This window comes from Candidatus Poriferisodalis sp., from assembly GCF_965204195.1.
Taxonomy (GTDB): Bacteria; Actinomycetota; Acidimicrobiia; order Acidimicrobiales; family Poriferisodalaceae; genus Poriferisodalis.
Map to the genome: position 1 here is coordinate 2,628,596 of NZ_OZ241975.1, position 13,044 is coordinate 2,641,639.

Genomic DNA, 13,044 nt, shown 5'->3' on the forward strand with positions numbered 1-13,044 from the left:
ACACTCTCCGCCGAACAGGGGCGCCGGTAGCCTCGCCGGGATGCGGGTGGCCCCACCCACTGCGCCCGCGGAGTCCGCCGCGCAGCCCGATCCCGACGCCGACTGGATTCGCGCCGACCCGTCGCTGAGCTGGATCCGGCGGCTCGGGCCATTGCTGCGGCACCAGCGGGCGCGCATCGTCACCGCGGTGATCGCCGCCATCTTGGCGACGGGCGCGGGGGCCATCGCGCCATGGGTCGCCGGCTTGGCCATCGACGCTGCTGTGACGGGCCTCGACGGCGCCGGCTCGGATTCGTTGTGGACGTTTGTCATCGCCCTGGTGGGGCTCGGCGTCGCACGCGGCATCTTCACCTACGCCTACCGCTACGGGCTCTTCTCCATGGGCCACCGGGTGGAGTTCCAGCTGCGCACGCTGCTGTTCGCCCACCTCAGCCGGCTGTCGTTCGCGTTCTACGACCGGGTGCAGACCGGCGAGATCATCTCCCGCTCCAACTCCGACATCCGCTCGGTGCAGATGTACCTGGCCTTCGCGCCGATCGTGTCGGTGCAGCTGCTGAGCTTCGTGGTGGCGATTGCGGTCATGGCATGGATCAGCCTGCCGCTGACCGCCATCACGATGCTGATCATGCCCGCCGTCTACGTGCTGGGCCAGCGGCTGCGACACATCATGTTCCCGCTGTCGTGGATCATCCAGTCACGCAACGCTGAGGTCGCCACCGTCACCCACGAGAGCGTGAACGGCGTGCGTGTCGTGAAGGCCTTTGCTGCCGAGAGCCGTCAGGTGGAGGAGATGGCTCGGGCGACCCAACGGCTGCGCTGGGCCAACATGCTGCAGCACAACACCAGGGCGCACTACACGCCGGTCGTCGAGAACCTGCCGAACTTGGCAATGGCGATGGTGCTGTTGGTGGGCGGTCACCTGATCATCGGCGACTCGCTCTCCGTGGGCAATCTGGCCACCTTCTACCTGTACATCCTGCTGCTGCAGGCGCCGTTCCGGTTCATCGGGATGCTGTTCATCTTCGGCCAGCGGGCCAAGGCGTCCGCAGAACGCATCTTCCAAGTGCTCGACGAGCCGGTGCTCGTGGCAGACCGTCCCGGCGCCATCGATCTGCCGCAGCGAGAGGGCTCACACGGCGGGCCTTCGGGCATGGAAGTGCGATTCGACAACGTGCGATTCGCCTATGGCACCGAGACGGTCGGGGGCGTCGCGGGTACTGCGAGCGCCGATAGCGATGCGCCGCTGGTCTTCGACGGGCTCAACCTGCACATCGGCGCCGGCGAGCGGGTCGCAGTCGTCGGGCGTACCGGCTGCGGCAAATCGACGCTCGCCCGGCTGCTCATGCGCTTCTACAGCCTCGGCAGCGGCACCATCTCGGTCGGCGGTCACGACGTGAACACCCTCACGGGCGACAGCCTGCGCCGGGCCGTCGGCCTCGTACCCGACGAGCCATTCCTGTTCTCGGCCAGCATTCACGACAACATCGCCTACGCACGTCCCGACGCCGCCCGGCCCGAGGTGGTCGCCGCAGCCACCGCGGCACAGGCCCACGACTTCATCAGCGAACTCGATGAGGGTTACGACACCGTGGTCGGCGAGCGCGGCTACGACCTCTCGGGCGGCCAGCGCCAGCGGATCGCCATCGCGCGGGCGATCCTCGCGGATCCCGCCGTGCTGATCCTCGACGACGCCACGAGCTCCATCGACGTGGCGCACGAGGCGAAGATCCACGAGGCACTCACCGAGCTGCTCGCCGAGCGCACGACCATCGTGATCGCTCACCGGCTGTCCACCATCAGCTTGGCCGACCGGGTGATCCTGCTGGACGGCGGGCGAGTTGCTGCCGACGGCACTCACGCAGAGCTGATGGCCACCGAGCCCCGCTATGTCGAGGTGCTGGCCGCGGGAGGCGACACCGCCGATCCCGGCCGATTCGCCACCGCCGACGGCACGCCCGGGAGCAGCGGATCATGGTGATGGTCGGCGGCCCCGGCCACATGGGGCCGACTGCGACACAGGCCAGCGCCGCGGCGGGGCTGCCGTTCGCCGGCGTGCCGACCGAGATGCAGGAAGGCGCGAATAAGCTGCTGGAGGCCGAGCCGGCCCACCCCGAGCCGGACGTCGACTTCGACCATGTGGCCGGAGGTGCCGGGGGCGGGCGGGCGCGCCCGTTCGGCCTGCGGGACATGCTGGTGCCGCACAGCTGGACTGTGGGCCTAGCACTGCTGCTGCTCTGCCTCGAGACCACGGCGATGCAAGCGGTGCCGGTGCTCTTCCAGCAGGGCATCGATCGAGGCATCGAAGCGGGCGACCGCTTCGTGCTCAACATGGTGGTGCTGATCTTTCTCGGCGTTGTCGCGGTCAGCATCCTGCTCAGCCGGCTGCGTCAACGCCTGAACGGGCGCATTGCCGAACAGGTCATGTTCGACCTGCGGTTGCGCCTGTTCAGCCACTACCAGCGGCTCTCCCTCGACTGGTACACCACGGCCAAGTCCGGCGTGCTGCTCAGCCGCATGACCTCCGACATGGAGTACGTGGCGCTGCTCATCAACGAAGGCTTCGTGAACCTGCTGATCCAGGTGCTCACGGTGTGCGTCGTGACCGTGGTGCTGTTCACCTACAACCCGGTCTTGGCGGTGATCCTGCTCGTGGGGATCGTGCCGCCTTTGGTGGCCCTGACGCTGTGGTTCCGGGCCCGCAGCGAGGCGGGCTACGGCGAGATCCGCGACCGTATCGCTGACGTGCTGGCCGACCTGTCCGAGAATCTGGCCGGGATCCGGGTGATCGCAGCCACGGGCCGTCGCCTGGAGAACGCTGTGCGGCACCGCAAGGTGACCGCTCGCTTCCGCGACGCCAACCTGTCCATGTCCCGGGTGCAGGCGATCTACGGGCCGAGCACCGAGGCGATCGGCATTGCCGCCCAGGGACTGGTGCTGGCAATCGGGGGCGCGATGGTGGTGCAGGACAGCCTCACCGTCGGGGAGCTGGGCGCGTTCGTGCTGTATGTCACCCGGTTCTTCGCCCCGATCCAGCAGCTCGCGCAGCTCTACAGCACCTACCAACAGGGTCAGTCCGGCCTCCGCAAGATCAGCGAGGTGCTGGCAACACAGCCGACCGTGCGCCAGCATCCCGACGCGGCTGAGCTGCCGCCGGTGAGCGGTCACATCCGGCTCGAGAACGTGTCGTTCGCTTATGACGACGATGCGGCCACCGCGGGCACTGCCGGTGACAGCAGCTACAGCACTGCCGGTGACGGCAGCTACAGCACTGCCGGTGACGGCAGCTACGGCACAGCCGGCGACAGCGTGAATGGCGGCGCAGACGAGTCGCGACAGATGCGAGTGTCGTTCGACCCGCTGGGGATGGGGCCGACGGCGAATGGCGAGCACCCAGAGCGCAACGGTGCCGGCCAGCCATCCTTTGGCGACGCCGAGGGCGTCATGGCCGGCAGCGATGAGCCGCCCGACGACGACCCTCCCGAGGTGCTGAGCGAGGTCAGCCTGGAAATCCGCCCAGGCGAGACGTTCGCGCTGGTTGGGCCGACGGGCGCGGGCAAGAGCACGATCGCGAAGCTGATCATCCGCTTCTACGACCCGACCGAGGGTCGAATCACGATTGACGGCTGGGATCTGCGTGACGTCACGCTGTCGTCACTGCGCAACCAGCTCGGCGTTGTTCCCCAGGAGCCGTTCCTGTTCCACGGCACCATCCGCGACAACGTGGCCTTCGGTCTGCGCGACCGCGCCGGGAGCGAGGGCGACACCCAGCTCGACGCCGACATCGACGCGGCGCTCGACCTGGTCGGTCTGCGCCGGTTGATCGACAGCCTGCCCGACGGTGCGGACACCCAGGTGCACGAGCGGGGCGTGTCGCTGTCGGCCGGCGAGCGGCAGCTCTTGGCGCTGGCGCGGGCATTTGTGGCGCGGCCGCGGGTGATCGTGCTCGACGAGGCCACGTCCAGCGTCGATCTCAGCACCGAGGCCGAGATCGAGGGTGCGCTGGACCTGCTGCTGGAAGGCCGCACGGCGGTGCTCATAGCGCACCGGCTGGCGACGGCGATGCGGGCCGATCGCATCGCCGTGATCGACGAGGGCGGAGTGGTGGAGCTGGGCACCCACGACGAGCTGGTGGAGCTAGGGGGGCAATACGCCGGGATGTATGCCACGTGGATGGCACACGCCGGCGAAGGCCGCCGCGACGAGACGTGAGCACTCGTGAGTGACGCCCAACCGCAACCCGCAGATCGACCCTCGGTCTCGCTGCGGAATGCGACCGCCTCCCTGCGGAATGTGTCGGTCGTCTACGACGGCACCACCGTGCTGGGTCCGCTCGACTGGCAGATCGCTCCCCACGAGCGGTGGATCGTGCTGGGACCGAACGGATCGGGCAAGACCAGCCTCATCAAGGTCCTGTCGCTCTACCGCTTCCCCACCACTGGCACCGTCGAGGTGCTGGGCGAGCGATGGGGTGCCGTCGATGTGCGCGAACACCGGCGGCGCATCGGGCTCGCGAGCTCGTCGCTGCGCGACCAGTTCCGGCCGAACATCAGCGCCCTCGACATCGTGATGACGGCGCGTTATGCGGCGCTGGAGACTTGGTGGCACACCTACACCGATACCGACCGATCGAGCGCGCGGGCATGCCTGGAACGCGTGGGCGCCGGTCCGCTGGCCGAGCGGGCATTCGCCACACTGTCGTCGGGCGAGCAGCAGCGGGTACAGCTGGCCCGCACGCTCATGGGCCGCCCGGAGTTGCTGCTGCTCGACGAGCCCACCGCCGGTCTGGACCTCGCAGGCCGGGAGCAGCTCGTGGCCAGCCTGGAATCGCTGGCCGCCGACCCCGAGACGCCGGCAACGGTGCTGGTGACCCACCACACCGACGAGATCCCCCCGTCGTTCACCCACGGGCTTCTGCTGCGCGACGGTGTGCCCCTGGCGTGCGGCCCCCTGGGCGAGGTGCTCACCGCCGAGTCGCTGTCGGAGTGCTTCTCGCACAAGCTGCGGCTGGAGCGGCGCGATGGCCGCTGGCTGTCGTGGGCAGTGGACTGAGAAGCTCAGCCCTTGGCACCCGCGAGCGCCGCATCCTGACTGCTTCGAACCCGCTGTGCGGGGCCTGCGAGACTGGCGGCATGGGCGACAAGACGGATCTTGGCACCGACGGCGCAGCGAGCGCTGCGGCAGCGGCGGACATCGAAGCGCGAATCACGGGCTACTTCGATGCCTGCACCAGCGGCGACGCGGTGGCAGTGGCGGGACACTTCACCGATGACGCCGTGGTCTACGACACGAACCATGCACCGGTGCGAGGTGCGGCGACGATCGGGCGCTTCTGGTCGCGCATCGCCTCCAAGTGGCAGGGAGCGTCCTGGCACTGCGAGCGGCTGGTGACCGATGGCGACACGGCGGCGATCGAATGGAAGATGTCCGGCACGGCCGCAGCGGGCCCCAGCGGCGACGCGCCGTTCGCCGTGCGCGGCAGCGAGCACTACGACTTCGGCCCTCCCGACGGCTCGGGCGAGCCGCTGATCGCTGAGATCCGCCAGTACTGGACGTTCGACGTCGATCACCCGTCCAGCGAGTTGGTCGGCTACCCCTACGGCGAGCCCGACCGGCTCGGCAGCTGACAGCCCGTGGACAACCCGTCGCCGCACGGCGACGCCGATGTCAACGCCGGCGGCGACCTGCACCTGATCTATCCCGACGCCCAGCTGGCCGAGCGCAGCGCCGCGGCGGGGGCACTCCGGCGGCTGGCACACGCCTTCGTGCGTCATCGCACCGACGCAGAGACGCTGGCAGAGATCGCTGCCTGGGCCGAAACGACCGCCGAACGGCTCGAAGCCGGCTCCACACCGGTGCCGCGCCCGGGGGACTACTTCGCCCGTCGTTACGTAGACCCGAGACCGCCCGACGGTGCCGAAGTGATGGCGTTCAGCGACCGGGCCTTCAGCGGACCGGCCAATCCGACGGCCATGGAAGTCGACATGCGCCGCGACGGCGACGGAGTGAGGGCGCTGGTCACCTTCGGTGCCGCCTTCGAGAGCGCTCCGGGACGTGCGCACGGCGGCTCGGTGTGCGCCGTCGTCGACGACGTTCTGGGCTACCTGATGGTGTGCCTGGGTATCGCCGCGTACACGGCGCGCCTAGAGATCGACTACCGGGGCGGCGTCCCGATCGACGAGCCGGTGATCTTCTCCGGGCGCGAGACCCGGCGTGAGGGCCGTAAGTCCCACGTCGAACTCGCCGTGCACGCGGCTAGTGCAGCACCGGACGCTCCACCGCTCATCGAGGCCACCGGCCTGTTCGTGATCGTCACCGCAGATCAACTCGGCGCAGACGGCTAAGCACCCATGCCATAGCTGCAGAGGCGGCTACCCGCTCAGCCGTCGGGCGAGCGCAGGATGAGCTGCCCCAGCGGCTCGCCCACATGAGCCCGGCCAGACGGCAGCTCGCCCTCCCCAGCCTCGACATCCCAGACCATGACGTCATTGTCGAGCGTGTACAGCAGGTACCGGCTGTCGGGCGCCCACGCCATGTCTCCGAGGTCGACACCGATCTCCGGCGAGTGGCGGCCCCAGTCCTCGGCGAGGTCCACCACCACGACTCCCGCCGGCGTGCCGTTGCCGTGCAAGAGCCGCAGCGCGATGCGATTGCCGTCCGGCGACATCAGCCCTTGCTCGCTCCAGCGGTCCGGCGACGCCGCTTGCAGCTCTGCGGGCAGTTCCACTCGCCGCTCCGAGATCACGCCGGTGGCAATCGGGTAGCCCTCGCAGAACGTCGAGCAGTCTTGCGCCAGCTCGGCTTGGTCGTCGCGCTCGCCGAAGCGGCCCGACGCCTCTGCGCAGATCTCCTCGCACCAGTCGTCGCGGCGATCTGGGCCCACAGTGGCGCTGAAGGAGGTGTCGGTGATCTGGCAGCCGTATTCCTCGCACTGCAGCCGTACGACATGACCGTCGCCCACCGCGAGCACCCGGCCGGCACCGAGCTGCAGTGCCGCATTTCGCCCGTCGAGCGCCATGACGCTGCCCGCCATGGACACGACGACGTGGTCGCCGAGCGCGCCATGCACGACCGCCTCGTTGGGCATCTGTACCGCCGAGCGGAACACGCCGTCGGGGCCGACCACCCGGGCGAACAGATGCTCAGTGCCGCGCACCACCGCAACGATCCCCGGCGGGCTGTAGGCGGGCAGCGCCTCGGTCACGTCTTCGGCGATGACAACCGTGTCCCCACTGTCGATGTCCACCCGCAGCACGTCGCGCCTGATGCCCACCACGAGCGCCCCGTCGAGATCGACGAGCGTGTGCGGCAGGCCGGGCAATGGCACATACCTTGCCTCTCCGGTCAGCAGATCGAGCTGGTACAGGAAGCCGTGTACGTCGCCCGTCGGGTCGCCGGCGAGCGTGGCGATCATCTCGGCGGCGGGACGTGCGGGCGGCAACTCGCCGACGGCTGCGTCGAGCGCGGTCGGCGGTGGCAGCGTCGTGCGCGGCGGCTGCGCAGGTGCCGTGGTGGTCGTCGTGGCTGGGGGTTCGGTTGTGGTGGTTGTCGACGCCAGTGCGGCATCGGACTCGCCGTCGCTGCGGACCCACGCCACGACCAGCGCAGCCACCGCCAAGGCCGCAGCGAGGCTTGCGAACACTGCCAAGCGCGGCGCCGACGACGGCCGCCGCTCCACCACAGTCTCCTGCACACTGGCGAAATCGGCCCCGCCCTCGGGCAGGATCTCGAGGCCCTGCGGCGATTCCGGACCTTGGGGCGGTTCGGTCATGCTCACCGCTTCACATTCTGTGCCGCTCGCCGGGCCTGCGCTCCCCGATTGCCTCCCCCAAGGTAGAGCGCGCTACCAAGACGTGGCGTTCTGGGGAAGTTCCCGGAAGGGCGTCGCCGGATCGGGGCCAGGTTCCCTGGGGAGGCCTAGCACCCGCTCACCAAGAATGTTCCGCTGGATCTCGTCGGTGCCGCCGTAGATCGACGGCGCGGGTGAGAAGACCGCCATCTCCTGCAGAACACCGTCGGTCGCGGCCTCGTCGCCCCACAGGGTCATGTCCACACCGAGAATGGAGCCCGCGAGCGACCGGGCGCGGCGCAAGGCCGCTGTCATGCGCAGCTTCGCCAGGTTGCCCTCGCCACCGGTGCGCTGGGACTTCTGGCGACCGCGCAGGGCCGACAACCGCATGACCTCAAGATCGGTGTGCAGCGCTGCGAGTTCCTGGCGGACGACCGGGTCGCCGTCACGACCGCGGGTGCGAGCCTCTTCGCTGAGCTGGTTGAACGTGCCAGGGCCCACTCCCCCAGCCGCCAGCGGGAGCCGCTTGCCGCGGAATGTGCCGGCCGGACGGTCAAGGTGACCGGCGATGGAGCCGGGATGCGCCGCTGCGAATGCGAGCCCGTGGCTGCCGCCGATGCCCGCCCGCTCGACCATGAGGGTTGTATTGGCCACGCGCCAGCCGTCGTTCAGGTCGCCGATGATATTTGCGTGAGGTACACGAGCCCCGTCGATGAACACCTCGTTGAAGAGTGACCGGCCGGTCATCTCGCGCAGCGGTCGCACCTCGACGCCGTCCTGATCCATCTCGAACGCGAACCAGGTGAGTCCGCGGTGCTTCGGTGCCTCGGGATCGGTGCGGGCGACCAGCATGCCCAAGTCGGCATGGGAGCCTTCGGAGGTCCACACTTTCTGCCCGGTGATAATCCACTCGTCGCCGTCGCGGACAGCCTTGGTCTGCAGGCCGGCGAGGTCGCTGCCCGCGCCGGGCTCGGAGAACAGCTGGCACCACGATTCGGTCCCATCGAGGATGGCGGGAACGAAGCGCTCGATCTGCTCGGGCGTGCCGTGCTCGAGGACGGTGGGCGCCGCCAGCAGCATGCCCAGCCCCGCTGGCGAGCCGATGGCGCCAGCGGCGCGAATCGCATCGACCAGCACGCGGGTCTCGGCGCGGCCCCAGCCCTTGCCGAACGGCTCAGCCAGCGTCGGGTTGGACAGGCCGGCGGCAGCCAGCCGCTCCCACCATTCCCGCACGCTGATGTCCGGTGCCCAGTTGTCCGCCAGCCACCCATCCAACTCCGACCGGAGCTCTTCAGCCGACGTCGACACTGTCGCGGCTCGCCGCTCGCTCATGGCGCCGAACCCTACCGGCGGCCCCGTTCACCCTTCCTCCGCAAAACGGAGCCTGCATCACGCTTCCTCCGCAAAGCGGAGCCTGCATCACCCTTCCTCCGCAAAACGGAGGAAGATTGCAGTGGTGGGGGCGAAGAAGAGCCGCCAAGCCTGCAGGATGCCGCCGTTGGGGCCGCAGATCAGACGCGTCTCGGTGCTGGCGGGCAACTCGACGACCACTCTGGGGCTGAAGATCCACAGCAGTTGCAGACGCAGCGTGTAGCTGCCCGGACGCAGTACGAAGTGCTCGGTCTGGTCGTCGCGGATCTGCCCGACTCGCTGGTTCTCAATGAGAACCTGATAGCTGCGGATCGTGTCCCGGTAGTGATGGATGCGCTCCAGCACGAGCTCGGCGGTCGCCCCGTCGGGCATGTCATCCGCAGCATCGGCTGCGTCGTCGTCCGCGACAACTTCGGGCATTCCCAGGGGCGTGCGCGGGGCCTTGGCGTTGTGGTCGGCCATGCCGCGCCGCATTCGCTCCCACACCGAACGGCGCTCTCCGTCAGCCATCGGACCTCCCGTCGGGCGGCGCAGCAGCGAACGTACCGCCACGCCCAGCCAGCGGCCCGCCTTCGGGGGCAAGCATCGCCTCGACGACGACGGCAACGCCATCGTCCTCGTTGCTCGGCGCGATCCGGTCGGCCGCATCGCGGACCGAGTCGGGAGCATTGGACATCGCAACCGCCTGGCCGGCCCAGCGCAGCATGTCGATGTCGTTCAGCCCGTCGCCGAACGCCACGACATCTGCGGCGCCGAAGCCGTAGCGCTGGCAGATGATCTCCAGCCCCGCCGACTTGCTCACCCCGGCAGCTGCGATCTCTGCCATGTCCAAGCCGGACGGTCGAATCTCAGTGCCGAGCGGCATGTCCGGCGACAGCTCGTCGATGATCGTCAGCGTGTCGACGCTCGGCGCATGCACCAGCCACGTCAGGACAGGACCGTCGACAGCGCTGAGCGCATCGTCGACGCGCTCAACGCTGATGTCTGCAAGCAGGTCGACGGGCATGGCGGGAGCGAAGCCGCGCTCCCACACGTGCCGGCCGTCGGCCATGTCGAGCCCGAGCCGGACGTCGGGCACCAGCTTGCGGGCAATCTCCGCCGCCTCGATGGCCTCGATGTGCGTCATCGCGCGATCCGCGATCTGCTCGCCCGCGACGGCGTCCATCACCACCGCCCCGTTGAGACACACCGCATACGACACGCCGGGCGCCCTGCGCACGACCGACTGGGCCTGCGGCCATGGGCGGCCGGTGGCCAAGGCGGTGATGACGCCCGCCTCGGCAAGCGCACGCAGCGCCGAAGCAGTCCGCTCGGTGAGTACGCCATGGCGATCGATCAGCGTGCCGTCCACATCGAACGCTGCCAGCCGCGGCAAGCCGGCTCGGGGCCGGGCCGGCGCGGTGCGGGGCGGCGTGGTCATGCCCTGCACGGTAGAGCGCGGGTGTCACACACGGCATGCCTATTTCGGCTCAGCCTCTCGGAGCTCAGTCGAGATACGCCGCCGTCGCGGTGGCGGTTTGCAGCAGCCGGTCGGTGTCGCCGGCGGTCTCGAAGATCCGGGTGCGGGTCGTTACCAGGTGACCGGTGCGCGCTAGCAGTTCGCCGTCGACGCGAAACGGACCGCCGCGGCCCGGTGCCAAGTAATGCACGTCGGCGAACACGCAGCGCGAATTGCGCTCGCGATCAGCCGCCATGCCGGCAAGGTGGTTCGCCATGACCTCCGCCACGACGATCGACGCGCCCCCTTGCAGCGAGCCGAACGAGTTGCGGATGCGGTTGTGCATCGGCAGCTCGATGCGCGGCTCGCCGGTCACCGGTGTGATCCGCAAGTAATCGTCCAGCGCGGGCCGGGGATTCAGCTCATGGTCCTCCCGGTAGTCCACGGTGTTCTCGCGCGCCGTGGAATCCACGACCGGCGTGTCGTCTCGCCGGGGAAGGCGGGCGTAAGTGCAGGTCGAGCGGGCAATCTCGGTTCCCGCTTCGTCGGTCACCGATGTCTCGGTGACAACTTGGTTCCGGCCGACCCGCAACGGCGTGCAGCGAGCCGTCACCTCGGTACCCACCGCACGTGCTGCGAGCACAGTCGAGAGATGCAATGTGGCCGACCAGTCGGGCGTCACCTGCAGCACGGCGTGATGCCCCGCCACCGAATCCACCAGCGTGGCGACGGCGCCGAGCCGCAGCCAGCCCCCCTCGGCCAGAGGACCGTCGGCAAGATCGTCGAGGATCGGCATGGTTGCCATCAGCGACCCGTCGCTCGACATCTGATGGCTGAGACGCAGGTGCCGCAGGATGTGGTTCTGCGGCGGGTAGCGAGCGGGAGGAGCCTCGGGGCTCATGCGGAGCGCTCGTCTGCCAGCCTGCGCAGGGCGTCCCACAGCTCACCAGTGGCCTCGGCCAACTCGGCACTCCCGCCGCCGTTTCCGATGACAAAGTTCGCGGCTTCCCGCCGCTGCTCGTCGGTGGCCTGAGAAGCCAGACGCGCCTTGGCATCGTCCGGCGTCATGCCCCGCTCGACGAGGCGCTCGAGGCGCACATCGGGCGGCGCCTCCACGGTGATGACGACCTCGTAGGGGAATCTCGTGTCCCGACCGAGCGTGCTCTCGACCAGCACGGCCATGTCGAGCACCACGACATTGGCTGTGCCAGCCGCCCCGATGGACTCGATCTGCTCGTCGAGGAGCTCGTTGATCGCCGGGTGGCTGATCTCGTTGAGGGCTGCGAGCTTGTCGGGATCGTTGAACACGATCGACGCGAGCGCTGGACGGTCGATGCCGCCATCGGGACCTGCCAGTTCGCTGCCGAATCGCTGGAGCACGGCCTGTACCGCCGACCCGCCGGGAGCGATGATCTCGCGGCCCAGGGCATCGACATCCACCACCGCCGCTCCGTGACCGGCCAGCAGCCGCGCGACCGACGACTTGCCCGCCCCGATGCCACCGGTCAGACCGACAATCAGCACCGAGCCCCCTGTGCGCGCCTCAGCACTGCCTTCGCCCGCGCGCCGATCCGCATCGCGCTCAGGCGGCGCGGCGGCTCTCGGCGTCGGTCGGCGGCCCGGCGAATGCCTGGGCGATGTCCATCCACCCCGTCGCCAGCGGGCCGGTGACCGACAACCCGGTTTCGGTGTGGTGGCGACGCTGAGTGACCGCCAGGCAGAAGTCGTAGGCGTCGCCGCTCACTCTGTCGGCCGCATCTTCGGGACCCCACGTCCATACGTCTCCGCTCGGGGCGTCCAGCTCTACCCGTACCGGACCGTCAGGCACCTCGAGGCCCCGATTCGCGTAGCTCCAGCCGCGCGTGCTCACGCCAATGTGGGCTACATGGCGAAGCCGATCGGTACGGGGCAGCTCCCGGCCGTGGGTGTCGGCCACGTCATGCCCGTGCGACCAGGTCTCCATGAGCCGGGCGGTCACGAACGACAGCGCCCCCATGGACGGTCCAAACCAGGGAATCCGATCCTTGGGGTGCAGCGGGCGCACGGCGTCCAGCATCTTGGTGCGCTCGGCACAGAGCCAGTCCCAGATCTCCGCTCCAGACATGGAGGCGAAGTCGAACCCGGCAGCGGTGTGCAGGTCCATCTCGCCCCGAGCCGCAGCGGCCTTGAAGTCGTCGAAGTGCTCGGGATCGACCACGGCCACCGTCGCCACCCAGTCGGTCATACCCAGGTGCACCATCGTCTCGCGGCTGTCCCAGCCCTCCGCGGGCGTGGGCAGGCGCCACTGCTCCTCGGTGAGGTCGCCGACCACGTCGCCGAGCGCGTCGTTTTCTGCCTGAAGGTCGTCGCAGATGCCGTCCATGGGTGGGGACACTACCCGCGCGCCTTGAAGCGAATCCTTGGTTCCCGCCTCGCCCATCGGAGCGGAGGACGTGACGGCGGCTGACTA

The 13,044-nt window shown here is 69.2% G+C and carries 12 protein-coding genes; 5 read left to right on the forward strand and 7 right to left on the reverse strand.

What is annotated here, in order from left to right:
- Positions 1–40: 40 nt before the first annotated feature.
- The 5 genes from ACOGI8_RS11750 to ACOGI8_RS11770 all read left to right on the forward strand — a co-directional run bounded on the left by ACOGI8_RS11750 (position 41) and on the right by ACOGI8_RS11770 (position 6,341).
- Complete coding sequence (locus ACOGI8_RS11750; RefSeq protein WP_419853987.1) at positions 41–1,978, forward strand: ABC transporter ATP-binding protein; 1,938 nt, start codon at positions 41–43, stop codon at positions 1,976–1,978.
- Positions 1,972–4,209: an ABC transporter ATP-binding protein gene (locus ACOGI8_RS11755; protein ID WP_419853988.1), complete on the forward strand. Its 2,238-nt coding sequence runs from the start codon at positions 1,972–1,974 to the stop codon at positions 4,207–4,209. The genes ACOGI8_RS11750 and ACOGI8_RS11755 overlap by 7 nt, the downstream gene beginning before the upstream one ends.
- A gap of 6 nt (positions 4,210–4,215) precedes the next feature.
- The gene (locus tag ACOGI8_RS11760; protein WP_419853989.1) at positions 4,216–5,049 is read left to right on the forward strand and encodes an ABC transporter ATP-binding protein; all 834 of its coding nucleotides are present in this window, start codon (positions 4,216–4,218) and stop codon (positions 5,047–5,049) included.
- Positions 5,050–5,129: 80 nt separating this feature from the next.
- Positions 5,130–5,624 (forward strand): nuclear transport factor 2 family protein, encoded by a 495-nt coding sequence (locus ACOGI8_RS11765; RefSeq protein ID WP_419853990.1) that lies wholly within the window; start codon positions 5,130–5,132, stop codon positions 5,622–5,624.
- Positions 5,625–5,630: 6 nt separating this feature from the next.
- Positions 5,631–6,341 (forward strand): hotdog domain-containing protein, encoded by a 711-nt coding sequence (locus ACOGI8_RS11770; RefSeq protein ID WP_419853991.1) that lies wholly within the window; start codon positions 5,631–5,633, stop codon positions 6,339–6,341.
- 35 nt (positions 6,342–6,376) lie between these two features.
- Here the strand turns inward: ACOGI8_RS11770 and ACOGI8_RS11775 are convergent, their stop codons facing one another.
- The 7 genes from ACOGI8_RS11775 to ACOGI8_RS11805 all read right to left on the reverse strand — a co-directional run bounded on the left by ACOGI8_RS11775 (position 6,377) and on the right by ACOGI8_RS11805 (position 12,957).
- Complete coding sequence (locus ACOGI8_RS11775) at positions 6,377–7,774, reverse strand: hypothetical protein (RefSeq protein WP_419853992.1); 1,398 nt, start codon at positions 7,772–7,774, stop codon at positions 6,377–6,379.
- A gap of 66 nt (positions 7,775–7,840) precedes the next feature.
- The gene (locus ACOGI8_RS11780; protein WP_419853993.1) at positions 7,841–9,118 is read right to left on the reverse strand and encodes an acyl-CoA dehydrogenase family protein; all 1,278 of its coding nucleotides are present in this window, start codon (positions 9,116–9,118) and stop codon (positions 7,841–7,843) included.
- Positions 9,119–9,205: 87 nt separating this feature from the next.
- Complete coding sequence (locus ACOGI8_RS11785) at positions 9,206–9,667, reverse strand: hypothetical protein (protein ID WP_419853994.1); 462 nt, start codon at positions 9,665–9,667, stop codon at positions 9,206–9,208.
- On the reverse strand, positions 9,660–10,577 hold the full coding sequence (locus ACOGI8_RS11790) for an HAD family hydrolase (RefSeq protein WP_419853995.1): 918 nt from the start codon (positions 10,575–10,577) through the stop codon (positions 9,660–9,662). Before ACOGI8_RS11790 ends, ACOGI8_RS11785 begins: the two co-directional genes overlap by 8 nt.
- Before the next feature lie 64 nt (positions 10,578–10,641).
- The gene (locus ACOGI8_RS11795; RefSeq protein ID WP_419853996.1) at positions 10,642–11,496 is read right to left on the reverse strand and encodes a hypothetical protein; all 855 of its coding nucleotides are present in this window, start codon (positions 11,494–11,496) and stop codon (positions 10,642–10,644) included.
- Positions 11,493–12,119, reverse strand: a complete 627-nt coding sequence (coaE, locus tag ACOGI8_RS11800) for a dephospho-CoA kinase (protein ID WP_419853997.1) — start codon at positions 12,117–12,119, stop codon at positions 11,493–11,495. Before coaE ends, ACOGI8_RS11795 begins: the two co-directional genes overlap by 4 nt.
- A gap of 58 nt (positions 12,120–12,177) precedes the next feature.
- Positions 12,178–12,957: a TIGR03084 family metal-binding protein gene (locus ACOGI8_RS11805; protein WP_419853998.1), complete on the reverse strand. Its 780-nt coding sequence runs from the start codon at positions 12,955–12,957 to the stop codon at positions 12,178–12,180.
- Positions 12,958–13,044 lie beyond the last annotated feature (87 nt).